The 25,690-nt window shown below is 32.0% G+C and carries 22 protein-coding genes; 5 read left to right on the plus strand and 17 right to left on the minus strand.

Annotated elements, in window-relative coordinates; translation table 11 throughout:
• Positions 1-64: 64 nt before the first annotated feature.
• On the minus strand, positions 65-970 hold the full coding sequence (locus tag HUE53_RS00415; RefSeq protein WP_014164209.1) for a ribonuclease Z: 906 nt from the start codon (positions 968-970) through the stop codon (positions 65-67).
• 53 nt (positions 971-1,023) lie between these two features.
• Positions 1,024-2,193: a proline dehydrogenase family protein gene (locus tag HUE53_RS00420; RefSeq protein ID WP_065213283.1), complete on the minus strand. Its 1,170-nt coding sequence runs from the start codon at positions 2,191-2,193 to the stop codon at positions 1,024-1,026.
• A 95-nt stretch (positions 2,194-2,288) separates the two neighbouring features.
• On the opposite strand from HUE53_RS00420, the gene aroB reads away from it, so the two are divergent.
• The 4 genes from aroB (at position 2,289) to HUE53_RS00440 (ending at position 6,314) form a co-directional block, all read left to right on the plus strand.
• Positions 2,289-3,344 carry a 3-dehydroquinate synthase gene (gene aroB / locus HUE53_RS00425; RefSeq protein ID WP_041253140.1) on the plus strand — a complete coding sequence of 352 codons (1,056 nt, stop codon included), beginning with the start codon at positions 2,289-2,291 and terminating at the stop codon, positions 3,342-3,344.
• A gap of 168 nt (positions 3,345-3,512) precedes the next feature.
• Entirely contained in the window at positions 3,513-4,913 is a 1,401-nt protein-coding gene (locus HUE53_RS00430; RefSeq protein WP_014164206.1) for a type III PLP-dependent enzyme domain-containing protein, read from the plus strand.
• A 32-nt stretch (positions 4,914-4,945) separates the two neighbouring features.
• The gene (locus HUE53_RS00435; RefSeq protein ID WP_014164205.1) at positions 4,946-5,920 is read left to right on the plus strand and encodes a deoxyhypusine synthase family protein; all 975 of its coding nucleotides are present in this window, start codon (positions 4,946-4,948) and stop codon (positions 5,918-5,920) included.
• 19 nt (positions 5,921-5,939) lie between these two features.
• Complete coding sequence (locus tag HUE53_RS00440; protein WP_014164204.1) at positions 5,940-6,314, plus strand: hypothetical protein; 375 nt, start codon at positions 5,940-5,942, stop codon at positions 6,312-6,314.
• Between the two features lie 389 nt (positions 6,315-6,703).
• Here the strand turns inward: HUE53_RS00440 and HUE53_RS00445 are convergent, their stop codons facing one another.
• The 10 genes from HUE53_RS00445 to HUE53_RS00490 form a co-directional block, all read right to left on the minus strand.
• Positions 6,704-7,036: a hypothetical protein gene (locus HUE53_RS00445; protein ID WP_014164203.1), complete on the minus strand. Its 333-nt coding sequence runs from the start codon at positions 7,034-7,036 to the stop codon at positions 6,704-6,706.
• A 54-nt stretch (positions 7,037-7,090) separates the two neighbouring features.
• Positions 7,091-8,017 carry an aspartate carbamoyltransferase catalytic subunit gene (locus HUE53_RS00450; RefSeq protein WP_014164202.1) on the minus strand — a complete coding sequence of 309 codons (927 nt, stop codon included), beginning with the start codon at positions 8,015-8,017 and terminating at the stop codon, positions 7,091-7,093.
• A 1-nt stretch (position 8,018) separates the two neighbouring features.
• On the minus strand, positions 8,019-8,555 hold the full coding sequence (gene pyrR, locus HUE53_RS00455; protein ID WP_065213282.1) for a bifunctional pyr operon transcriptional regulator/uracil phosphoribosyltransferase PyrR: 537 nt from the start codon (positions 8,553-8,555) through the stop codon (positions 8,019-8,021).
• A gap of 405 nt (positions 8,556-8,960) precedes the next feature.
• Positions 8,961-10,724 carry a 30S ribosomal protein S1 gene (rpsA, locus tag HUE53_RS00460; protein ID WP_014164200.1) on the minus strand — a complete coding sequence of 588 codons (1,764 nt, stop codon included), beginning with the start codon at positions 10,722-10,724 and terminating at the stop codon, positions 8,961-8,963.
• A gap of 223 nt (positions 10,725-10,947) precedes the next feature.
• Positions 10,948-12,201, minus strand: coding sequence for a nucleoside permease (locus HUE53_RS00465; protein WP_014164199.1), 1,254 nt, complete (start codon positions 12,199-12,201; stop codon positions 10,948-10,950).
• A 94-nt stretch (positions 12,202-12,295) separates the two neighbouring features.
• Positions 12,296-12,979 (minus strand): (d)CMP kinase, encoded by a 684-nt coding sequence (cmk, locus tag HUE53_RS00470; protein ID WP_014164198.1) that lies wholly within the window; start codon positions 12,977-12,979, stop codon positions 12,296-12,298.
• Positions 12,980-12,982: 3 nt separating this feature from the next.
• Positions 12,983-13,996: a type IX secretion system protein PorQ gene (gene porQ / locus HUE53_RS00475; protein WP_014164197.1), complete on the minus strand. Its 1,014-nt coding sequence runs from the start codon at positions 13,994-13,996 to the stop codon at positions 12,983-12,985.
• A gap of 93 nt (positions 13,997-14,089) precedes the next feature.
• Positions 14,090-16,540 (minus strand): endopeptidase La, encoded by a 2,451-nt coding sequence (lon, locus tag HUE53_RS00480; RefSeq protein WP_014164196.1) that lies wholly within the window; start codon positions 16,538-16,540, stop codon positions 14,090-14,092.
• 151 nt (positions 16,541-16,691) lie between these two features.
• Positions 16,692-17,999, minus strand: coding sequence for an MFS transporter (locus tag HUE53_RS00485; RefSeq protein WP_014164195.1), 1,308 nt, complete (start codon positions 17,997-17,999; stop codon positions 16,692-16,694).
• Positions 18,000-18,059: 60 nt separating this feature from the next.
• Positions 18,060-18,875: a M48 family metallopeptidase gene (locus HUE53_RS00490; RefSeq protein WP_041253138.1), complete on the minus strand. Its 816-nt coding sequence runs from the start codon at positions 18,873-18,875 to the stop codon at positions 18,060-18,062.
• A gap of 193 nt (positions 18,876-19,068) precedes the next feature.
• Between HUE53_RS00490 and HUE53_RS00495 the strand changes: the two genes are divergently transcribed.
• Positions 19,069-19,920: an alpha/beta fold hydrolase gene (locus HUE53_RS00495; RefSeq protein WP_014164193.1), complete on the plus strand. Its 852-nt coding sequence runs from the start codon at positions 19,069-19,071 to the stop codon at positions 19,918-19,920.
• A gap of 128 nt (positions 19,921-20,048) precedes the next feature.
• On the opposite strand, the gene HUE53_RS00500 is transcribed toward HUE53_RS00495, so the two are convergent.
• From HUE53_RS00500 to lpxA, 5 genes are all read right to left on the minus strand, one after another.
• Complete coding sequence (locus HUE53_RS00500; protein WP_014164192.1) at positions 20,049-21,821, minus strand: AMP-dependent synthetase/ligase; 1,773 nt, start codon at positions 21,819-21,821, stop codon at positions 20,049-20,051.
• 517 nt (positions 21,822-22,338) lie between these two features.
• Positions 22,339-23,211 carry a succinate--CoA ligase subunit alpha gene (sucD, locus tag HUE53_RS00505; RefSeq protein ID WP_065213280.1) on the minus strand — a complete coding sequence of 291 codons (873 nt, stop codon included), beginning with the start codon at positions 23,209-23,211 and terminating at the stop codon, positions 22,339-22,341.
• A gap of 115 nt (positions 23,212-23,326) precedes the next feature.
• Positions 23,327-24,268, minus strand: coding sequence for a UDP-3-O-(3-hydroxymyristoyl)glucosamine N-acyltransferase (locus tag HUE53_RS00510; RefSeq protein ID WP_065213279.1), 942 nt, complete (start codon positions 24,266-24,268; stop codon positions 23,327-23,329).
• Positions 24,268-24,834 carry an elongation factor P gene (efp, locus tag HUE53_RS00515; protein WP_192188597.1) on the minus strand — a complete coding sequence of 189 codons (567 nt, stop codon included), beginning with the start codon at positions 24,832-24,834 and terminating at the stop codon, positions 24,268-24,270. The genes HUE53_RS00510 and efp overlap by 1 nt, the downstream gene beginning before the upstream one ends.
• Before the next feature lie 20 nt (positions 24,835-24,854).
• Positions 24,855-25,640: an acyl-ACP--UDP-N-acetylglucosamine O-acyltransferase gene (lpxA, locus tag HUE53_RS00520; RefSeq protein ID WP_014164188.1), complete on the minus strand. Its 786-nt coding sequence runs from the start codon at positions 25,638-25,640 to the stop codon at positions 24,855-24,857.
• Positions 25,641-25,690: the final 50 nt, after the last annotated feature.

Here is a 25,690-nt window from a genome sequence, read left to right on the forward strand (position 1 = left end):
TATTTTTTCGAGTAAAATTTCCTATATTTATTTCTTTTCAGGATTAATTTGCAATTCTTTTGTTTTAAAATTCAAAATTAGCTCCATCATCTCCCAATAAAACATTTTTAAATACTAACTCTGCTTCTTTTTTAAAAAGTTTTATAGATTCGTAACGAGTGGAATAATGTCCTAGAATGAGTTTTTCTACATTCGCTTGTTTAGCTATTAATGCCGCTTGTTTAGCTGTTGAATGCATTGTTTTTTCTGCTAAGTGTTCTTCTGCATTTAAGAATGTAGATTCATGATAGAGAATTTGTACGTCTTTTATAAGGGGGACTATGCTTTCGTCGTATTGTGTATCTGAACAAAAAGCGTAACTTTTGGGTTTGGGTGGATCAAAACTTAAAATATGATTTGGTAGTACTCTCCCATCGTCTAAAGTTATATCTCGCCCGTTTTTAATATTTTGAAAATAACAACTTTCTATTCCGTATTCCTGTACTTTGTCTATATTTAGTTTTCGTTCTTTCGTTTTTTCTGTAAATAAAAAACCATTGGTATAGACTCTATGCTTCAAAGGAATTGTTCGCACTATTACTTTTTTATCTTCGTATATAATTTCAGATTTTTTAGACTTGAGTTCTACAAAATTTAATTCATACTGAGGCCATGAGTTTGCCAAACGGAGTTGCAATTTAATAACCTCTTTTATACCTACAGGTCCATAAATAGTTAATGGATTATGCCTATTTAGTAAGCTAAATGTAGAAATTAATCCAATCAATCCATAGAAATGATCTCCATGCAAATGAGATATAAAAATTTGATTAATAGCTGTAAAGCGAATCTTTTTTTTTCTTAATTGTGTTTGTGTCCCTTCACCACAATCAATTAAAAATAAGCGATTATTAATCTCTAAAACCTGCGATGTAGGATTTGTAAATGTCCTTGGGGTAGCAGCATAACAACCTAAAATAGTTAAATTCATCTAATTATAAATATCCTAAATATTGCAGTTTGATTTTTAAAACTGCAATATTTTTATTTTTTATTTCTTCTGTTTCTTTCTTTTTTTATCAATGTAAGCTCTCTACTTGTTTGACCTGCTACTGATGTGTTTTCTTCTGCTCTTCTAATTAAATAAGGCATTACCTCTTTAACTGGACCAAAAGGCAGATATTTAGCTACATTATAACCGTTAGCCGCTAAGTTGTAGCTAATATTATCGCTCATTCCGTATAGTTGACCAAACCAAACTCTAAAATCATTTTTAGCAACTCCTTGATGTATCATCATTTCCATTAGTTTGTACGAACTCTCTTCATTATGAGTTCCTGCAAAAATGGCCATTTTATCAATATGTTCCATCATATAAGCTACTGCATCGTTAAAATTAGAATCTGTAGCTTGCTTAGATTCACATATTGGACTTTTATATCCTTTTTCTTGTGCTCTTGTATTTTCTTTTTCCATGTATGCACCTCGAACTAGTTTCATTCCTATATGAAATCCTTCTTTTTCGGCTTGAGCATGTAATTTTTTTAAATATTTTAAACGATCCCAACGATACATTTGTAATGTATTATATACGATAGCTTTTTCTTTATTATATTTTTGCATCATTTGAGCCACTAAATTATCAGCAGCATCTTGCATCCAACTTTCTTCTCCATCAATTAATAAAGCAATATCGTTTTCGTAAGCTAACTTACAAACTTTATCAAAACGCTCTTCTACTCGCTTCCACTCAGCTTGTTCTGATTCTGTTAGTACTTCTCCTTCTCCTATTTTTTGATACAACTCAAATCGTCCAAACCCAGTAGGTTTAAAAACAGCAAAAGGGATGGCTTTTTTTTCTTTAGCAAAAAGAATAATTTTTAATGTCTTATTCATTGCATCGTCAAAAGCTGTTTCATCTTCTTTACCTTCTACAGAATAGTCTAAAACAGATGAAACTCCTTTTGTGAACATTTTATCTACTACTGGAATACAATCCTCTTCAGAAACACCTCCACAGAAATGATCAAACACCGTAGCTCTAATCAATCCTTCTACTGGTAGTTTTGCTTTTAAAGCAAAATTTGTAACAGCTGTACCTATTTTAACTAAAGGCTCTGAATCAATTACTTTAAACAAAAAATGGGCTCTCTCTAACTCTGTATCGCTTTTTAAACTAAAAGCATTTTGTGTATTGTCAAATATTTTTTCCATTTTATTTTTTTTGTTATGCAAATATAAAGTCATGACTTCATAATTTATATAGTATTTTTTATTTTATTTTGCACAAAAAACTTAATTCTCAAAAAATGCAGGTTTCTTCTTCAATACACTTCGTAAATGATAACTATTCTATATTAAATCTTTTTCTAAAGAAAAATCATTTTTCTAAAATTTTCATTCTAGTAGATGAAAATACGAACGAGTATTGCTTGCCGCGTTTTTTACCTTATTTAGAAACCGAAGTATCTTTAGAAATAATAGAACTAGAAGCTGGTGAAGAAACGAAAACAATTGACACTTGTGTGAATGTCTGGGAAGCTTTAACTGAATTGGAAGCAGATAGAAAAAGTTTAATTATTAACATCGGGGGAGGTGTCATTACAGACATGGGAGGATTTATTGCTTCTTCTTTTAAAAGAGGGCTTTCTTTTATAAACATTCCTACAACACTATTATCTATGGTAGATGCTTCTATTGGAGGAAAAAACGGAGTTGATTTAGGTGGACTCAAAAATCAAATTGGAACTATTACACAACCTGACATGGTGCTCATTGATACTCAATACTTACATTCGTTATCACAAAGAGAACTTCGTTCCGGCTTAGCTGAAATGCTTAAACATGGACTTATTGCTAACAAAAATCATTGGAACCACTTTAAAGATATTTCTCGTATTAATTTCCAAGATTTTGATTCAATCATTGAAGAATCAATAGCTATAAAAACAAAAATTGTAGAACAAGATCCAAAAGAAAAAGGCATTAGAAAAACCCTAAACTTTGGACATACATTGGGACATGCTATTGAAACTTATTTTCTAGAACATCCTAACAAAGAACGATTACTTCATGGTGAAGCTATTGCCTGCGGTATGATACTAGAGGCTTTTTTGTCATTTAAAAAAGAGCTTTTATCTGTAGATGAATATCTAGAAATAAAAAATTTAATCCGTACCCTATATGACTCTATTTCTTTTGATACGGATGAAATTCAAGCCATTATGAATTTATTAATTCACGACAAGAAAAACGAATTTGGAAAAGTACAATTTAGCCTTCTAAATTCTATTGGTCAATGTGTAATAAATCAAATAGTAGAAGAGGTTGATATCTTAACCGCTTTTAATGATTATAAAAATTGATTTTTTTAAAAAAAATCTTTGGAGTAAAAAGTTATTATTTTTTATTTTTGCCAGCTATGGATGAACCCCTTTACACTGAACTAGAAATCATTTTTGCGAATATTCGTATTTGAATAAATTGTATAGAGTTTTTTTTATTAATTTTAATTACAATTTATTTATAACTAAATGAATACAAAATATTTCGACTTAATCAATCAAACCTTTTATTTTCCTCAAGAAGAGTTCACTTTAAGTAAAGATCATCTACAATTTCATGGTATTGACCTAATGAAGTTGGTAGAGCAATACGGAACACCTCTAAAGTTTACTTATTTACCTAAGATTTCACAAAACATTAACAAAGCTAAAATGTGGTTTCGTAATGCCATGGAAAAACATGGATATGAGGCAAAATATTATTATTGTTATTGTACTAAAAGTTCACATTTTGAATTTATTTTAAATGAAGCTTTAAAAAACAATATTCACATTGAAACTTCTTCTGCTTTTGATATCAATATTGTTGAAAAATTAATGGAAGATGGAAGAATCAATAAAAACACTTTTGTTGTTTGCAATGGTTTTAAACGCGGACAATATGTAACCAATATTGCCCGACTAATCAATAATGGCCATAGAAATACAGTGCCTGTAATTGATAATTTTGAAGAGTTAGACCTATTACAAGAAGAAATAGATGGTAAATTTAAAATAGGAATCCGTATAGCAGCAGAAGAAGAACCTAAATTTGAATTTTATACCTCTCGTTTAGGAATAGGTTATAAAGATATTGTCCCTTTTTACAGAAAAAACATTCAAGACAATAAAAAAGTTGAATTAAAAATGCTTCACTTTTTTATTAATGCGGGTATACGCGATACCGCTTATTACTGGAATGAGTTATTAAAATGTATGAAGGTTTACATTAATCTAAAAAAAGAATGCCCTACTTTGGATAGTTTAAACATTGGAGGAGGATTTCCTATAAAAAATTCGTTAGCCTTTGAATACGATTATCAGTACATGGTAGATGAAATCTTAAACCAAATTAAAATTGCTTGTGACGAAGCAGAAGTTCCTGTTCCTCATATCTTTACTGAATTTGGTTCTTTTACAGTTGGAGAAGCAGGAGGAGCTATCTATCAAGTATTGTATCAAAAAAAGCAAAATGATAGAGAAAATTGGAACATGATAGACTCATCTTTTATCACAACACTTCCTGATACATGGGCAATCAACAAACGATTCGTTATGTTGGCCGTAAATCGTTGGAATGACACTTATGAAAGGGTCTTATTAGGCGGATTAACCTGTGATGGAGACGATTATTATAATTCTGAACAACACATGAACGCTATTTATCTTCCTAAATACAATAAAGAAAAACCTTTGTATATTGGCTTCTTTAATACAGGTGCTTATCAAGAAACCATAGGGGGACACGGAGGTTTACATCACTGCATTTTACCACAACCTAAACACATCTTGATTGATAAAGATAAAAATGGCATTTTTGCAACAGAAGTTTTTTCAGAAGAACAAAAAGCTGAAGAAATTTTGGAGATCTTAGGCTACAATAAAAAATAATCATAAAAATACAAACACAAACGATAATAAAAATGAGTAAAGGACCTATTAGTCAATTTATTGAAAAACATTACCTTCATTTCAATGCAGCTGCTTTGGTAGATGCTGCTAAGGGATATGAAGAGCATTTGTTAGACAATGGTAAAATGATGATTACTTTAGCAGGAGCCATGAGTACTGCTGAATTAGGTAAATCATTAGCAGAAATGATTCGTCAAGACAAAGTACACATCATTTCATGTACTGGTGCTAACTTAGAAGAAGATATTATGAACCTTGTTGCTCATAATTCCTACAAAAGAGTCCCTAACTATCGTGATCTATCACCACAAGAAGAATGGGACTTATTAGAAAATCATTACAATCGTGTAACAGATACCTGTATTCCAGAAGAAGAAGCATTCCGTCGTTTACAATCACATTTATACGATATTTGGAACAAAGCTGATAAATCTGGCGAAAGATATTTCCCTCATGAATTCATGTACCAAATGATTAATTCTGGTGTATTAGAACAATACTATGAAATTGATCCAAAGGATTCTTGGATGGTGGCTGCTGCCGAAAAAAACCTACCTATAGTAGTACCAGGATGGGAAGATAGTACAATGGGTAATATTTTTGCTTCATATTGTATTAAAGGTCAATTTCAAGCAACTACTATGAAAAGTGGTGTGGAATATATGATGTGGTTAGCAGACTGGTACACTAAAAACTGCGAAGGAAAAGGAATAGGATTTTTCCAAATAGGAGGTGGTATTGCAGGTGATTTCCCTATTTGTGTTGTTCCTATGTTATACCAAGATATGGAAATGCACGACGTTCCTTTCTGGAGTTATTTCTGTCAAATTTCCGACTCAACCACTAGTTACGGTTCATATTCTGGTGCTGTCCCTAATGAAAAAATTACTTGGGGTAAATTAGATATTACAACTCCAAAATTCATTGTTGAATCCGATGCAACTATTGTTGCTCCACTAATTTTTGCATACGTTTTAGGTCAATAAAAAAGATTATCCCCAATTTATGAAAAGAGTTATTGTAGATTATTCAAAGCTTACGAGTGAAATTTTAAACCTTTTAGTAGAGAAATTCCCTGAAGGTTATGATGATTCTGACATCATTCGTTTTAAAAATGCTAAAAATGAAACAATCGAAGCTGTTGAAGTTAGAACTGAAGACACTATTTATTTAGTAAAAGTAAGCACTAAATTAGCCGATCGAATTGTGAATTTTGACGACGATGACGATATCGATGGTGATGACACACTAGACGCATTAAAAGATTTAGAAATCGACTCTGACGCTGCATCAGACGAAGAAAAAGACGAAGAAGATTCTGATGATCAGGATTCTGATGACGAGGACGAAAGTGAAGATGACAGTGAAGATGAAGAATAATTATATAAGAGGGCTCTTTTGAGCCCTCTTTTTATTCTTTCCCTCTTGTTCTTGTTTTATCTACATCCCTTTTAAAAGAAGGATTATTATTCTTTAACCCAAATTACGTATTAAATGTTTTTTATAAATTTCTTAAACAAATTCAAACGTTCTCAATTCTTTTAGAAACAAAAACAAACCTACTTAATTCGTTTTTTATTATTTTGGCTAAGCCCTTTATGCGCTTTGTAGTTAAACAAAACAATATAAATAAGTTTTGAAACTTTATTTTTTAGAATCATATATACAAAAATTATCTCTGATAGATATCCTGATATTTTAGCAATGAAAAAAAGGCTGTCCTAAATTTTTAGGACAAGTTCTTGTTTTTATCTTGTTCTATAAAAAAACTAGAAACCCAAATCCCGTTCTATCTCTTCCATTTCTATTATATCATGTGCTTCTAATAAAGTAGGAACCACTAAAATAGTATCAGGAATTTCATTAAAATCAATTCCTTCTGCTACCAATACAAACGATTTTTTTAGTGCCTTATGCTTATCTGATAACCCTATAAAAGAATTAATGGCCGCTAAATCAACCGAATGATCATGTGTAATATCAATAATTAAATTAACATCTTTAAAGGTATTGTATTGACTTATCAATTTTTGTAAAAAAACATCTGAACTCCCCTCTGTATCTTTTATAATGGTAGTATGCCCTTTATGATCAACTTTCATCACTTCTTTTTTTTATTAAATTAAGTATTTCTTAAATAAAAATGACAATTCTTTTTATTTAATCTTTGAGGCTAATAAATAGATCACAGCCATACGAACTGCCACTCCATTTTCTACCTGATTTAAAATAACCGATTGTTTAGAATCAGCTACATCACTCGTAATTTCAACACCTCGATTGATTGGCCCCGGATGCATGATTACTATTTCTTTATTTAGAGAATCTAATAATTCTTTATCCAAACCATATTGCATAGTATATTCTCTAGTAGATGGAAAATAATTTATATCCAAACGCTCATTTTGTACACGTAACATATTAGCCACATCACACCATTCTAATGCTTTTCTTAAATTTGGCTCTACCTCTACTCCTAATTCACGAATATACTTAGGAATTAATGTATTAGGACCACAAACTTTTACCTGAGCGCCTAACTTTTGCAGGGAGTAAATATTTGACAATGCAACGCGCGAATGTAAAATATCTCCTACTATAACCACTTTTTTTCCTGCTACATCCCCCAAACGTTCTCGAATAGTATATGCGTCTAATAAGGCTTGTGTAGGATGTTCATGTGCCCCATCACCGGCATTTACAATACTTGCTTTTACATTTTTAGATAAAAAAACAGCTGCTCCCGGCGAAGAATGACGCATCACGACCATATCTACTTTCATCGCCAAAATATTATTCACCGTATCAATCAGCGTTTCCCCTTTGGTTACCGATGAACTCGAAGCTGCAAAATTTACCACATCAGCCGATAATCTTTTTTGGGCTAATTCAAAAGAAAGCTTGGTGCGCGTGCTATTTTCAAAAAAGATATTAGCAATTGTAATATCGCGTAAAGAAGGTACTTTTTTTATCGGACGATTAATTACTTCTTTAAAATGATCGGCTGTTTCAAAAATCAACTGAATATCTTCTTCTGTAATATATTTTATTCCTAAAAGGTGATTTACACTTAACTCCTTCATTTTATTTGGTAATTATTTCAACTGAATCTTCTCCGTGGATTTCTTGCCACTTTACTACTACTTTTTCATTATTAATCGCATCTACTTGACGCCCTCTGTAATCAGGTTGTATGGGCAAATGACGGCTAAAACGACGGTCTATCAACACTAAAAGTTCCACCTCTACAGGACGTCCGAAAGATTGCATAGCTTGTAAAGCGGCATTGATACTTCTACCGGTATACAAAACATCGTCGATAAAAATGACCTTTTTCCCTTCAATCAAGAAATCGATTTGTGTTTTGTTGGCTTCCAAAGTTTCGCCACGACGAAAATCGTCACGGAAAAAAGTAATATCTAAGAATCCTAAGGAAATATTTTTTACTTGATATTCTTGTTCAAGTATTTGAACCAAACGTTTCGCTAAATACGTTCCTCTGGGCTGAATACCGATTAAAACCGTTTCATAAAAATCGAGATGATTTTCAATAAGTTGACAAACCAAACGATGGAGTATAATATTTACTTCCTTAGAAGTCAGGAGCGTTTTATGACTCATATTGTGTTATTTCGTTTGGAATGTAAATTTAGTGCTTTTATTTGAATTTGAACACATTTATGATTTAAGAAATTCCAAACCATCCAATAATTGAGTAACTTTTTATTCATCTATAAAACTTACTTATAAAATTTTCCTGTGATCATTTTTTTATAAGGATTGGGCTTTAAAAATTTTAAAGAAACTGTTTTTTAAAAAAATATTTTTTACATTGTTTTGATAAAGATGAAAAGGCTAATCAAGATAAAAATACACGTTTTTTTTTCTAAAATACGGATTTGTGCATTGTGTCTAAAAAACACATCCTATTGGCTTAAAAAATGCAATCATAGGACTCTTATCAAAAGAATCTTACAACAAAAAAAACCCGCAAATGCGGGTTTTTTTATATAAAGAAATGAAAGATTATTTTTCTCCTCTTTCCATTTTAGCTTTTAATTCAGCTAAAGCGTCGATATCACCTAAAGTTGATTTCTCAGATTGATTAGAAGTAGTTTTAGCTTCTGCTTCTTTAACTACTTTTTCTTCTTCCTCGCGGAAGATAGCTGTATGAGACGCTACTACTCTTTTGAATTCTTTGTTGAACTCAATTACTTTGAAGTCAGCAGTATCCCCTTTTTTCAATTTTTTACCATCTTCTTTTTCTAAGTGACGTGTAGGGATAAATGCTACAACATCATCACCGAAATCTACAGTTGCTCCTTTGTCAACCATTTCAGAGATCGTACCATTATGTACAGTTCCTACTGCAAAAGCATCTTCATGCTTATCCCATGGATTAGCAGTAGTTTGCTTGTGACCTAAAGATAATTTACGTGCATCAACGTCTAATTCTAATACTACCACGTCTAATTTGTCACCTACGTTAACAAATTCAGATGGGTGTTTAATTTTCTTAGTCCATGATAAGTCAGAAATATACACTAAACCATCAATACCTTCTTCTAATTCTACGAAAATACCAAAGTTAGTAAAGTTTCTTACTGTACCTGTATGTTTAGAAGCCACTGGATATTTAGCAGTAATATCTGTCCAAGGATCATTTGTTAATTGTTTGATACCTAAAGACATTTTTCTTTCTTCTCTATCTAAAGTTAAGATAACTGCCTCTACTTCATCACCAATTTTCACGAAATCTTGAGCTGAACGTAAGTGTGTAGACCAAGACATTTCAGAAACGTGGATTAAACCTTCAACACCTTCAGCCACTTCAATGAAAGCACCGTAATCAGCTAAAACAACTACTTTTCCTTTTACTTTATCCCCAACTGCTAAGTTAGCATCTAAAGCATCCCAAGGGTGAGCGTTTAATTGTTTTAAACCTAATTGGATACGTGTTTTCTCATCATCAAAGTCTAAGATTACTACGTTTAATTTTTGGTCTAATTCTAATACTTCAGATGGGTGATTGATTCTTGACCAAGATAAGTCAGTAATGTGGATTAATCCATCTACACCTCCTAAGTCAATGAATACACCGTAAGAAGTAATGTTTTTAACCACACCTTCTAATACTTGACCTTTTTCTAATTGGCCAATGATTTCTTTTTTCTGAACTTCAATATCAGCTTCGATAAGCGCTTTGTGAGAAACAACAACGTTTTTGAATTCATGGTTAATTTTAACCACTTTAAATTCCATCATTTTGTTTACATACTGATCGTAGTCACGGATAGGTTTCACATCAATTTGAGAACCTGGTAAGAATGCTTCGATTCCGAATACGTCAACGATCATACCACCTTTAGTTCTACATTTTACGAAACCATTAACGATTTCACCAGACTCGTTAGCAGCGATAACTCTATCCCATGCTTTGATTGTTCTAGCTTTTTTGTGAGATAATACTAACTGACCTGATTTATCTTCACGGATATCAATTAATACTTCTACTTTATCACCTACTTTTAAGTTAGGATTATAACGGAACTCGTTTAAAGATATAACACCTTCTGATTTTGCATTGATGTCAACAATTGCATCTCTTTCAGTAATTCTAACAACAACCCCTTCAACAACTTCTTCAGCACCTGTAGAAATGAAAGTTTTTGCTACTAAATCTTCAAACTCTTGTAAATTTTTAGCATCTACTGCATCAATACCTTCAGCATAGTTATGCCAGTTAAAATCTGCTAAAAATTGTTCTTGTTCTTTTGTAATTTCAGACATGATCTGATTTTTTAAATTTGTATTCTGTTTCTTCGGTGTTTCATTAAGCAGTAAAAAACAGAAGCGTTTTACATATAATTACTTGAAATCCTTTTAGATACACCTACCGCTAAAAGGTCTGCAAAATTACACATAATTAATTAACTAACAAATAGTTTTCTCTTTTTATAAACAAAAAAAGCCGATTTTTAGTAAAATCGGCTTTAAAATAATTTATTTCCTCTTAGTGCGAGAAAGACTCAACATCTTTAGGATTATGTTTGTGCTTAAATAAAAAGGCAAAAGCAATTGCTATAATTAACGCATATATAGCAAAAGAAAACCAAATATTATGCCAATCTCTTTGACCATTGATTGTAAAATAAGCATCTATTACTTTGCCACTAATTAATCCTCCAAAGAATGATCCAAAACCATTTGTCATCATCATAAACAATCCTTGTGCAGAAGAACGAATAGAGGAGTCTGTTGTTGTTTCTACAAATAAAGAGCCTGAAATATTAAAGAAATCAAATGCCATTCCGTATACAACACATGACAAAATAATCATCCATAATCCACTTGCAGGATTTCCATAAGCAAACAATCCAAAACGCAACACCCATGCTAGCATAGAAATTAACATTACTTGCTTAATACCAAAACGTTTTAGAAAAAAGGGAATGGCTAATATAAATAATGTTTCTGAAATTTGAGAAATAGACATTATTAGGGTCGAGTTTTTAACTATTAAACTATCTGCATATTGAGGCATATTTCCAAATTCTGACAAAAACACATCTCCGTACATATTAGTCAATTGTAATGCTCCTCCTAAAAACATAGAAAAAACAAAAAACAATGCCATTTTATAAGTTCCAAATAATTTAAACGAGTCTAAACCTAATTTTTTAGATAATGTAGCATTTTCATCAATTAAGTTTTGAGGTTTACAAGCTGGTAGAGTAAATGAATACACGCCCAAAACCAAGGCTGTTAACGCTGAAATATAAAACATGTTAGCAGATGCTTTATTTCCTGTTAAATTAGTAGCCCACATGGCTAAAATAAACCCTACAGTACCCCATACACGAATAGGAGGAAATACCTTAACTACATCGAAATCATTTTCTTTTAAAATTGTGTATGCTACAGAATTGGATAAGGAAATAGTAGGCATATAACACATCATTGCAGCAAAAATAACCCAATAAAAAGTGGTTGGATTATCTACTTGTGGGAGATAAGCTACACACAATCCTCCTAATATATGAAGTATTCCGTATAATCTTTCAGCATTCATCCATTTATCAGCCACAATTCCTGTAATAGCTGGCATAATAATAGAAGATATTCCAAGTGTTGAAAAAATGGCTCCAAACTCCGCTCCGCTCCATTGTTTGGTTCCAAACCAGTAATTCCCAACTGTAATTAACCAAGCTCCCCACACAAAAAACTGTAAAAAGCTCATTAGGGTTAGTCTAATTTTTATATTCATACGTTTTGATTTGGTTATTATATTCTAAAAAGCGAGTAAATCTATGAAAAAATCAGTACTTTATAACGATTCTATAAAAAAATATCCGCTTTTTTTATATTTTCTCTTTAATAATATTCATAACCCATTCAAATTGTTCTTCCCGTGTTAATTCTGAATTATCAATTTCTATAGCATCATTTGCTTTAACTAGTGGCGAATCTTTACGTGTGGTATCAATATGATCTCGTTGCAATACATTTTCCAACACCCGATCATACGAAACCAACTGTCCTTTTTCAGTCAGTTCGTCAAAACGACGTTGCGCACGAACATCTGCTCTGGAAGTCATAAATAATTTAACTTCTGCATCTGGAAAAACAACAGTTCCTATATCACGACCATCCATTACGACCCCTTTATCGATCCCCATTTGTTTTTGTTGATTTACTAACAGAGTCCGAACTTCTGATATTTCTGCAATTTTACTCACATAGTTAGAGACCTCTAATGTGCGTATTTCTTTTTCTATATTAATTCCATCTAAGTGCATTTCTGCAAACCCAAGACTTGGATTAAACTGAAAAGTTAAATTTAACGTTGGTAAAAGTTCTATTAAATGCTTAACATTAAATTCTAACTCATCAATTAAATTCTGTTGCATAGCAAAATAAGTAACAGCTCGATACATAGCTCCTGTGTCTACATACACATATCCTAATTCTTTTGCTACTTGTTTCGCTAAAGTACTTTTCCCTGTAGAGGAAAATCCATCAATTGCAATTGTAATTTTTTTCAATTTTTAAAGATTTATAGTTAATCCAAACATAGAAGTATTGGACGCTAAAGTATACCTTGCGTAAGAATAATCAAAACGAAATTTAGAAAAACGAATCCCTATTCCTGCTGAGAACCCAGAAAAAGTGCGTTGTTCTAGTATTTTAAGTTCAGCTGCTCTTCTAAAATTATAACTTATTCTAAAATTAATTCCTTTATCTGGTAAAATTTCAGCACCTAAGATTACATGGCGTATGGCATTTCCTAAAAAACCTATTTCTTCTTCTTTTACTGTTCCGTCTAAAGTTTGTTCGCTTCTTGCAGGATTAGAAAATGCTAGTTGCCATTTTTGTAGATTATCCAATGTTAGATGCCAACGTATTGGTAAATGTTCTAATTTTTGAGAAACTCCTAACATTACTTCAAACGGTAAGTTTTCTTGTATTCCGTTATAGGTTGTTATCTGAGTTCCAAAATTCTTAATCAATAAGGCGTAGTTTACAGATTTCTGCTCGTCTAAATAAGTAACTCCAATATCAGTAGCTATTCCAAATGATTGATAATTTTCTAAAGAAGAAGCAATTAGTTTCGCATTTACTCCTAAGTACCAATCGCTTCTAGGAATATTATATGCATAGCCTAAAGACATGGCTAATTCGTTAGCAGTGAAATTACCTGTTTGAGTACCTAACTCATCTCTTCCATCAAATTTACCATAGTTAATATAAGATATTCCTCCATGAATTGTTTGAACGTGTCTATCATAGATCAAGGCATAAGATGCTGTTCCATAACTTATATCTCCTAAATAGCTACCATAATTAACCGCTAATTTTCCATCCATTTCTTGATTAATAGAGGCTGGATTCAAGATAGGCTGATTTACATCATTATCGTATATTGTAATTGCTTTTCCTCCTAAAGCTACTTGTCTAGGCGATGTAGTCAAATTTAAAAAACGATATACACCATTCCCTCCTATTTGTGAATAGATAGAAGAGGAAAAGATATAAGCTAAGAATAGGAATTTAAGTCGCATCAAAATTTGCGTTAATTAAAATATTTATAACGCAGGGCGAAGATATTATTTTTTCATAAAAAAACGGCTATTTTAATGTAGCCGTTTTTTATCTTATAATGTTTTTGGATTTTTTACCTTTTCTTTTGTAATTGCTATTTCGAGTACTTCGCTCATTTCACTCACATAATGAAAGGTTAATCCTTCTAAATAATCAGAGTTAATTTCATCTATATCTCGTTTGTTTTCTACGCATAGGATAATTTCTTTGATTTTAGCTCGCTTAGCGGCTAATATTTTTTCTTTTATACCTCCTACTGGCAATACCTTCCCTCTTAAAGTTATTTCGCCTGTCATTGCCAATTGTTTTTTAACTCTTTTTTGTGTTAATAAGGAAACCAAAGAAGTTAACATGGCTATACCTGCACTTGGTCCGTCTTTAGGAGTAGCTCCTTCTGGAATATGTACATGAATATTGTATTTAGTAAAAATTTCGGCATCTATACCTAGACTACTTGTATTAGCTTTTACATATTCCATGGCAATTGTAATGGATTCTTTCATTACAGTTCCTATATTTCCTGTAAAAGTGAGTCCTCCTTTACCTGCTGAAATAATTGATTCGATAAATAAAATATCTCCTCCCACACTAGTCCATGCTAAACCTGTAACAACTCCTGCGGTTTCATTATTTTCATACTTATCACGTTCCATACGAGGAGCGCCTAATACTTTTATAACATCTTCATCGGTAGCTTTTACATTGTACTCCTCTTCCATCGCTATAGATTTTGCTGCATTACGAATCATCTGTGCGATCTTTTTTTCTAAACCACGCACCCCTGATTCACGCGTGTAGCCTTCTACAATTTTTTCTATTTGTTTTTTACCAATAGAAAATTGTTTAGGATTCAATCCGTGGTCTTTTATTTGTTTTGGAACTAAATGTTGTTTTGCAATTTCAATTTTTTCTTCAACGGTATACCCTGTCATGGTTATAATTTCCATACGATCTCTAAGAGCGGGTTGTACGGCTGAAATATTATTAGAGGTAGCAATAAACATGATTTTAGACAAATCAAATCCCATTTCTAGAAAATTATCATAAAATTCTTTGTTTTGCTCAGGATCTAATGCTTCTAACAAAGCTGATGAAGGATCGCCATTATGACTATTTGATAATTTATCAATTTCATCTAAAATGAAAACAGGGTTTGATGATTTTACTTTTTTTAAATTTTGCAAAATACGTCCAGGCATTGCTCCTATGTATGTTTTTCTATGCCCTCTAATTTCGGCTTCATCACGCAAGCCACCTAAAGACATACGTACATACTCACGGCCTAAAGCTTCTGCAATAGAGCGTCCAATAGACGTTTTCCCTACTCCTGGAGGTCCTGTAAAACACAATATCGGAGATTTCATATCATTTCGTAATTTTAAAACCGCTAGGTGTTCTATGATACGTTTTTTAATTTCTTCCATACCATAATGATCACGATCTAATATAGTTTGTGCCCTTTTTAAGTCAAAATCATCTTTGGTATATTCATTCCAAGGTAATTCTAGGAAAAGTTCTAAATAATTACGCTGAATACTAAAATCTGGTGAGTTCGGATTGGTTCTTTGTAACTTTTGCAATTCTTTTTCAAAATGCTCTCCTACTTTTTCTTCCCATTTTTTAACTTTGGCTTTTTTGCGCATTTCTTCTATCTCTTGCTCTGCAGAATTCCCCCCTAGTTCTTCTTGTATGGTTTTCATCTGTTGTTGCAAGAAATATTCGCGCTGTTGCTGATCTAAATCAAAACGAACTTTTGATTGAATATCATTCTTCAATTCTAATTTTTGAAGTTCAACATTCATGTGCTTTAATGTTTCTAAGGCACGTTCTTTTAGATCATGTATTTCTAATAGTTTTTGTTTTTCTTCTGCTGTTAGATTCATATTAGAAGAGACAAAACTTACCAAGAAAGGATCACTTTCAATATTTTTGATAGCAAAAGTAGCTTCTGTAGGAATATTCGGGCTTTCCTTGATTATTTGAATTGCTAGCTCTCGGATCGAATCTATAATTGCATTTAACTCATTATCTGTTTGGAATGGACGAATTTCGGGGACTTCTTTTATCGTAGCTCTTATATAAGGTTCTGTTGTAGTTACAGTATCTATTTCAAAGCGTTTTTTACCCTGTAAAATAACGGTAACATTTCCATCTGGCATTTTTAAAATTTTTAAAATGCGGGCTACTGTACCTACTTTATTGATTTGATCTTCCGTAGGATCTTCGTCTTCTTCATTTTTTTGAGAAACTACCCCTATAATTTTATTCAAACCATTTGCATCATTCAATAATTTTATTGATTTATCTCTACCCGCAGTAATAGGAATTACTACTCCTGGAAAAAGCACCGTATTACGCAAGGGCAAAATAGGCAAATCTTCTGGAAGACTTTCTTTATTCATTTCTTCTTCATCTTCAGGTGTTAAAAGAGGAATTAATTCTGCTTCATGATCTATTTCTTGAAGTGACATATTGTCTAGTGTAATGATTTTTTGTTGTGACATATTGTAAACTAAGCCATTTTGACATTAAAAAAATTTCATCTGTTTAGTCTTTATCATAATAAACAGTGTAAAAAACATTGATTTACAAAGCCCTAAATACATATCAGGTTTTATAAACCGGGTTAGACTTTCAAGTTCTATGCCATTTCTTTTAATAATTTAAGTATTTATCCTTGGGAACTCTTAAAAGCAGTAGAAGACCTATTATAAAGAATACAGCCAAAAATAAAACTGAATTCCTCATGGTTCCTGTAATTTGATCAATAATACCGTAAATAGACATTCCTATGACAATACCTATTTTTTCTGTTACATCATAAAAACTAAAATAAGAAGCAGTATCTGTAGTTTCTGGTAAAAATTTTGAATAAGTAGAACGAGCTAATGATTGAATTCCCCCCATTACCAGTCCTACAAAACCTGCTGTTCCATAAAATTGAACGGGTGTTTTTACATAAAAAGCGACTATACATAAAATAGCCCAGCATGCGTTTAAGAAAATCAACACTTTGATATTCCCTAACTTACGAGAAGCTCTAGATGTCAAATAAGCTCCTATAATTGCTACTAATTGAATTAATAAAATACTTACTATTAATCCTGATGTTTTTTGGCTGTCTGTTTTCCAAGTTATTTCCTCAGCACCAAAATAGGTAGCTACCAACATTACTGTTTGAACAGCCATAATAAAAACAAAATAACTAGCTAAATACCGTTTTAATGCTAGATTTTTTTTTAATTCTTTCCAAACTAATTGTAATTCTCGGAAACCATCTAAAATTACAGCTCTTGTTACTCTATGACCTGTACTAACTCCTTTGGGGAGATAATAATAGGTAATATGACTAAAAGCGATCCACCAAATACCTGTCATTACAAAAGAATAGCGCATCATTTCAATTGCTTCTCCATTAGAATCAGCACTCATTACCATCCCCAAATTAACTAATAGCAAAAGAGTACTCCCTAAATATCCCATAGAAAATCCACGTGCACTTACGGCATCTTGCTGTTCAGGGTAAGCTATATCTGGTAAATAGGAATTATAAAACACTAAGCTTCCCCAGAAGCCAATTAGCCCTAAAAGATATATTGTAAAACTTAACAATAAATTACTTGAAGTAAACCAATATAATGCCATACAAGCAACTCCTCCCATATAACAAAAGAATCGAAGAAATGCCTTTTTATTTCCAACATAATCTGCTATTCCTGATAATATGGGTGAAATGAGGGCTACTACAACAAAAGCTATTGCTGTTAAAAAAGAAATGACAGCGGTATCTTTGAAATGATATCCAAAAATAGCAACAAAATGATTTCCTCTAATCTTAAAAATAGCACTGTAATAAATAGGAAAGATAGCAGAAGTTATAACTAAACTATATACTGAATTTGCCCAATCATAAAAAGCCCAAGCATTTAACAACTTTTTATCTCCTTTTTGAAGTGGTTGCATTTTTTTTTGATTTAAATTAAAAAATAAAAGCCCCTTACGGGGCTTCTAAAGTAGTCTTTTTTATTTAAATACAACACCAAATTTAGCGGCTTCTATTTTTACATTAGGAATCCATTGTTTTAGATTCGTAATACGAGTTTCGTTACTAGGGTGTGTACTCATAAATTCAGGCGGTGCTTGTCCTCCTGCTTTAGCTGACATACGCTCCCAAACATATACTGCATTTTCAGGATTATAACCTGCAATAGCCATAAGTAACAGTCCTATTTGATCTGCTTCTGATTCATGTGCTCTACTAAAAGGGAGCATTCCTCCTACTTGAGATGCTAATCCGTAATATTGCATAAACTCAGCTTGTTGTTGTTGTGATTTACTACTCGTAGCAATGGCTACTCCTATAGCTCCTGCTTGTTGTAATAAACCTGCACTCATACGTTGTTGTCCATGATTAGCAAGTGCGTGTGCCACTTCATGCCCCATAACTGCTGCCATTCCGGCTTCATCTTTCGTGATAGGCAAAATACCTGTATAAACTACTATTTTTCCTCCAGGCATACACCAAGCGTTTACTTCTTTACTATCTACTAAATGATATTCCCAAGCATAATTTTTTAAATAGGTTGAATTTCCATTTGCATTTAACCATCTCTCCGCGGCTGTTTTTATTTTCATCCCAACATTTTCAACACGCTTTGCGTCAGTAGTTCCTTTTATTACTTTATTTTCAGACAAAAACTGATTGTATTGCTGAAAAGCAGTTGGAAAAATCTGACTATCAGGAACTAATGCCATTGTGTTTTTTCCTGTAAAAGGATTTCTAGCACATGACATTATCAGACATAAAATACTAAATCCAAATACGATTGTTTTTTTCATTATACTATTTTTTTAAAAAAAGTAAAATTACAATTTTTTAAAAAGGCATTCTTAGATAATCAGTAGAAATTTATCTATAAAATTTCTTTTTTATTCCTAAATAAATCATGTGAAAATTGAATAGCTATTATTTTAAACACCTATACTATGATTAATTTATTTGTATTAATTTAGCTCTAAAAACGATTCTATTTTGAAAAAGAAAAAACAAAATGGTATTACCGTACCTAAAATAATTATTTATACGGCAAAAGGATTAGCCTTTTTTTCTAGAAAATTGACTACTCAATTTTGTATTCGACTATTTACAACACCTACAAAGCACAAAACTCCAAAAAGAGAATGGCAGATGATTGAAAAATCACAAAGAAAATCTCTTTTTGTTCCTAAAATTAACAAATCAATAGAAGTTTATCACTATGGTGATAGTCCAAAAAAAGTTTTACTGGTTCATGGTTGGTCTGGAAGAGGTACTCAACTTTTTAAGATTGCTGACGAATTATTAAAAATGGGATATGCTACAATTAGCTATGATGCCCCAGGGCATGGAAAATCAAAATCTAGTACTACTTTAATAACCGATTTTATAGCTTGTAATTTTGAATTAGAGAAGCAATTTGGACCATTTGATTATGCTATTGGTCATTCGTTGGGAGGTATGTCTTTACTTAATTCTGTTAAAAGAGGACTACAAGTAAAAAAAATGGTTACTATTGGAGCTGCGGATAAAATTATTGATATTTTATATTCTTTTGTTAAACAATTGAATTTAAAGCCAGAGATTGCTGAGCTTATGAAACAACAATTTGAAACTAATTTTGGTGAGCCTATACATAATTATGACGCAGCTGGTGCGGCTAAACAAGTTGCTATTCCTACTTTGGTAATACACGACCAAGAGGATTATGAAGTTCCTCTTGTTTGTGGAAAAACTATTTATAATGAATTGCCCAACGGAACTTTTATTGAAACTAAAGAATTAGGACACAGAAAAATATTGGGAAATGACGAGGTAATAAAAGAAATTATACAGTTTTTAAACTAGTTTTTTAAATCTATATTTTTAGGAACAAAAAACTATTATCCAACAAAAGAGCCTAAAAAAAGGACTATCTAAAAGAAACATCTTAATAGATAGTCCCCATTTTTTATTAAAAAAATGTATTACAAATTCTATTGATAAATTTTTGCATAAAGTTCCTTATATTTTTCCAAAACAACCTTACGTTTTAGTTTTAAAGTGGGTGTGAGTTGTCCTCCATCTATTGACCATACATCTGGTGTAAGTTCGAATTTTTTAACTTGTTCCCAGTTTCCGAATTTAGCATTAAAATGATTTATTTCTTGATAAATACGTTTAATTACTTCTGTATTTTGAATAAGTTCTTCGTTTGTAGATCCAATGTTTATGTGATGAATATGAGCCCATTCTCTTATAAACTCAAAAGCTGGCTGGATAATAGCTCCTGGCATTTTTTGCCCTTCTCCTATAACCATTATTTGTTCTATGAATCGAGATTGTTTGAATGTGTTTTCTAAAATTTGAGGAGCTACGTACTTTCCTCCTGAAGTTTTAAACATTTCTTTTTTACGATCTGTTATACGTAAAAAACCATCTTTATCAAATTCTCCAATATCTCCTGTATGGAAATATCCTCCTTTTATTACTTCATCCGTTTGTGCTTGATCTTTGTAATATCCCATCATTAAGTTAGGCCCTTTGAAAAGGATTTCACCATCTTCTCCTATTTTTACTTCTACATTTTTTATAGGTTTTCCTACAGTCCCAATTCGAAATAATCCATTACGCATATCATTTACACTTATAACAGGCGATGTTTCGGTAAGACCGTAACCTTCCATTACTGGCATTCCTGCAGCTGAAAACACGCGAGTTAATCGAGTTTGTAGTGCCGCACTTCCAGAAACCATTAATTTTACATTTCCTCCTAAGCCTTCTTGCCATTTACTGAATATCAATTTACGAGCAATTTTTAATTGAAATTCATACCACCAGCCGTTTTTACCGTATGGTTCATATTTTAAACCTAATTCTACTGCCCAAAAGAAAATTTTCTTTTTAATACCCGTTAATTCAGTTCCTTTTGCATAAATCTTATCGTACACTTTTTCTAATAGTCGAGGCACAACAGTAAAAACATCGGGCTGAACTTCTTTGAAATTATCTGAAATTTTATCAATAGATTCGGCAAAATAAATTGAAATAGAATAATATTGATAAATGTACAAGATAACTCTTTCAAAAATATGACAGATAGGAAGAAAGCTCATAGCTTTTGCTTGACCTGCTACTAATGGAATTCTATCAGAACTATTCAAAACATTAGATACAATGTTATTATGGGATAACATCACACCTTTAGGTTTACCCGTAGTACCAGAAGTATAAATAATGGTTGCTAAGTCACTTGGTTTTACATTATTTTTACGTTCTTCAACAAAATTTTGAGTACGGGTATCTTTTCCGATAGTTAACAAATCAGCCCAGTTTTTTTCGCCTGAAATTTCATCAAATGTAAAAACGGCAACCAAGTTAGATAGATTAGCTTTAATTGAATTTAATTTTCTTAAAACTTCTTTATCAGATACGAAGCAATATTTAGATTCAGAATGATTTAGAATATATTCATAATCTTGTTCAGAAATGGTAGGATAAATGGGAACTGTTTGAGCTCCAATTTGTAATACACCTATGTCCATAATATTCCATTCTGTCCTGTTATTAGATGAAATAATAGCTATTTTATCATCTTTTTGCACCCCCATGGCAATAAGTGCTCTTGAAACGGCATTTGCTCTATCTAAATACTCTTGGGTAGACGTTTTAACCCATTTTCCGTTATATTTTGTAACCAACGCATCTGGTAAATTGTTCTGTTCTAGTTGATAATAAGGAAAATCAAATAATCTTGTAATGTTCGTCATTATTAAATGTGGGTAAAGTTATAGTGCAAATTAAATAAATTTAACTTAAAATGCAATTTTTATTAATTTTTTAAAATTAATAAATAAATAATTTATACAAAAAAACTTTTTTGTTTGAATAATTACATTCTTTTTAATATATATATTAAATAATATTCAGATCTATTTAATTTTTTTGTTTGTCTTTTATTTTTTAGATCATGAAATTATCCCCCAGACTACGCATCATAAATGTGTTACAGTTAAAATAACTTTAAATCTAAAAAAAGTAGATTTATTTTAGCAAAATATAGCTGAGGAAAAAATTTTGGTGCTTTTTTATCTTCACCGCAAAGGGTAAGGGGTAATCTAGGTTTGTAATCCCTGTGGATTTACCGTTTTAAAAAATAGATAGTATAAGAAAAAGGCTATTCTAAAGTTTAGGATAGCCTTTTTCTTATTTAAATAGTTTTTGTTTATCTAACTTTTGGGGTTAGTAAACAGGAGTTTTTTTATGATATTAATGTGTCTCAAAAAATTATCCTAATATTTCTTTTACTTTTTTACCAATTTCAGCTGGCGAATCTACAACATGGATACCATTTTCTCTCATGATACGTTTTTTAGCTTCAGCTGTATCGTCAGCTCCTCCAACGATTGCCCCTGCATGTCCCATTGTACGTCCTTTTGGAGCCGTTTCACCTGCAATAAAGCCTACAACTGGCTTACGATTACCGTCTGCTTTAATCCATTTAGCTGCATCTGCTTCTAATTGACCTCCAATTTCACCGATCATGATGATACAATGTGTTTCAGGATCATTCATTAATAATTCAACAGCTTCTTTTGTAGTTGTTCCAATAATTGGATCACCACCAATACCAATAGCTGTAGTTATTCCAAATCCTTGACGAACTACTTGATCTGCTGCTTCATAAGTAAGAGTACCTGATTTAGACACAATTCCAATATTTCCTTTTTTGAAAACAAAACCTGGCATGATACCAACCTTAGCTTCTTCTGGAGTGATTACACCTGGACAGTTAGGACCTACTAATCTACAACCTTTTCCTTTAATATAATCGTATGCTTTAATCATATCAGCTACTGGAATACCTTCAGTAATACAGATGATAACTTTAATACCTGCATCTGCTGCTTCCATAATAGCATCTGCTGCAAACGCTGGTGGTACAAAAATAATAGACGTATCTGCACCTGCTTGATCTACTGCATCTTTAACCGTATTAAATACAGGACGATCTAAATGTGTAGCTCCTCCTTTACCAGGAGTCACTCCTCCTACTACGTTAGTTCCGTACTCTATCATTTGCGAAGCATGAAAAGTTCCTTCGCTTCCTGTAAAACCTTGTACGATTATTTTTGAATCTTTATTTACTAAAACACTCATAATATGTGTATTGTTTGTTATAAAATATATGACGCAAAAGTAAACCTTTTACTTTTACTTTAAAATTATTTTTTCAAAAGAATATATGATTTTTTGTATACTTTTTATACTTTATTTATTCTTCGTTTTGATTAAACTTATTAAGTATTTCTGGCATTTTTTTAAGGTTTGCTAATTGCTTAAATTTTTCACGAGATTCCTCTGCGGGTGTACCAAAATAAGCTTTAGATCCTTCAAGTGATTTTGTAACACCTGTTTGCCCCATTATCACTGCTTTTTTACCTATTTTTATACCACTAGCAACACCTACTTGTCCCCACAATGTAACTTCGTCTTCTATAACAACACAACCTGCAATACCTGTTTGCGAAGCGATTAAACATTTTTTTCCTATTATAGTATCGTGTCCTATATGTACTTGATTATCTATTTTAGTTCCTTCACCTATAGTAGTATCCCCTGTTACACCTTTATCAATTGTACATAATGCTCCAATTCCTACATTATCTTCAAGCACTACTCTTCCTCCTGACAATAATTGATCAAATCCTTCTGGTCTTTTTTTATAATAAAATGCGTCTGCTCCAATAATAGTTCCTGAATGAATAATAACATTGTCACCAATAACCGTATGGTCATAAATAGAAACGTTGGGATGAATTAAACAATTTGAGCCTATTTTTACATTGTTACCAATAAAGCAATTGGGTTGTATTATAGTTCCTTCTCCTATTATAGCACTAGAAGATATAGATGTGTTAGAAGCTTGAAAGGGTCTAAAATATTTCGTGAGAAAATTAAAATCTCTGAAGGGGTCCTCGGAAATTAACAATGCTTTTCCTTCCGGACATTGTACTTCTTTGTTTATCAAAATAATTGTAGCTGCGGATTGCAAGGCTTTATCATAATATTTAGGGTGATCTACAAAAACAATATCGCCTGACTGAACGACATGAATTTCATTCATCCCTAAAACAGGAAAACCAGCGTCTCCTATAAATTGACAATTTATAATAGACGCTATTTCCTCTAAACTATATTGTCTGAGAAATTTCATTATTCCTTAACACGCTCCATGTAAGCGCCCGTTGCTGTATCTATTTTGATTTTATCACCTTCATTGATAAATAAAGGTACGTTTACTTGAGCTCCTGTTTCTACTGTCGCAGGTTTTGTAGCATTCGTTGCTGTATTTCCTTTTACTCCTGGTTCAGCATAGGTTACTTCTAAAACTACTGAAGCTGGCATATCTACAGACAAAGGCATTTCTGTTTCTGTATTAATTTGAACCATTACATTAGTCCCTTCTTTTAACAAATCAGGAGCATCTAGAATATCCTTATTTAAAGTTATTTGTTCAAAAGTTTCTTGATTCATAAAATGAAACTCGGATCCTTCGTTATATAAATACTGAAAAGTGTGTGTTTCAACTCGCACTACATCAATTCTATGCCCTGCTGAGAAGGTATTATCTAATACTTTTCCAGAAGTTAATGATCTTAATTTAGTTCTAACGAAAGCAGGTCCTTTCCCTGGTTTAACATGTAAAAATTCAACGATTTTAAAGATATCGTTATTATACTTAATACACAATCCGTTTCTAATGTCTGCCGTACTTGCCATTTTTATTTTACTATTTTTTTTTAAATATTTCCTGTATAACCTTTCATAATACCTCTGGATGAATTTCTAATAAAATCAAGAATTTCATCTCGCTCTGGAGTAGCTGTCATTTCTGCTTCAATGATTGCTAGTGCTTGAGTTGTATTATAATTTTTTTGATATAAAATTCTGTATATATCTTGAATTTCTCTAATTTTTTCCGTGGAAAAACCTCTTCTTCTAAGACCTACTGAATTAATTCCTACATACGATAATGGCTCTTTGGCAGCCTTTGTATAGGGAGGTACATCCTTGCGAACCAATGAACCTCCAGATACCATTGCATGATCTCCAATAGAAATGAATTGATGAACTGCCGCCAGTCCACCTATCACAGCGTGATCTCCAACAGTAACATGACCTCCTAGAGCTACCCCGTTTACTATTATAGTATTATTTCCGATATGACAATCATGAGCAACATGGGCTGTAGCCATAATTAAACAATTATCACCTATTATTGTTTGACCAGAGGCTACTGTTCCTCTATTGATAGTAACGCATTCTCTAATAGTGGTATTATTACCTATAACAGCCAAAGAATCTTCTCCTCCAAATTTTAAATCTTGTGGAACAGCTGATATAACGGCTCCAGGAAAGATGTTACAGTTTTTACCTATACGAGCTCCTTCCATGATCGTCACATTAGAACCTATCCAAGTCCCCTCGCCTATTACCACATTATTATGTATTGTTGTAAAAGGCTCAATTACAACATTTTTCGCAATTTTTGCCCCTGGATGCACATATGCTAATGGTTGATTCATTTCTAATTTATTATAAATTTGAACTAGCTAGTGTTTTTCTTTTTTTAAAC

This window comes from Flavobacterium columnare (assembly GCF_014844295.1).
Lineage (GTDB): Bacteria > Bacteroidota > Bacteroidia > Flavobacteriales > Flavobacteriaceae > Flavobacterium > Flavobacterium columnare.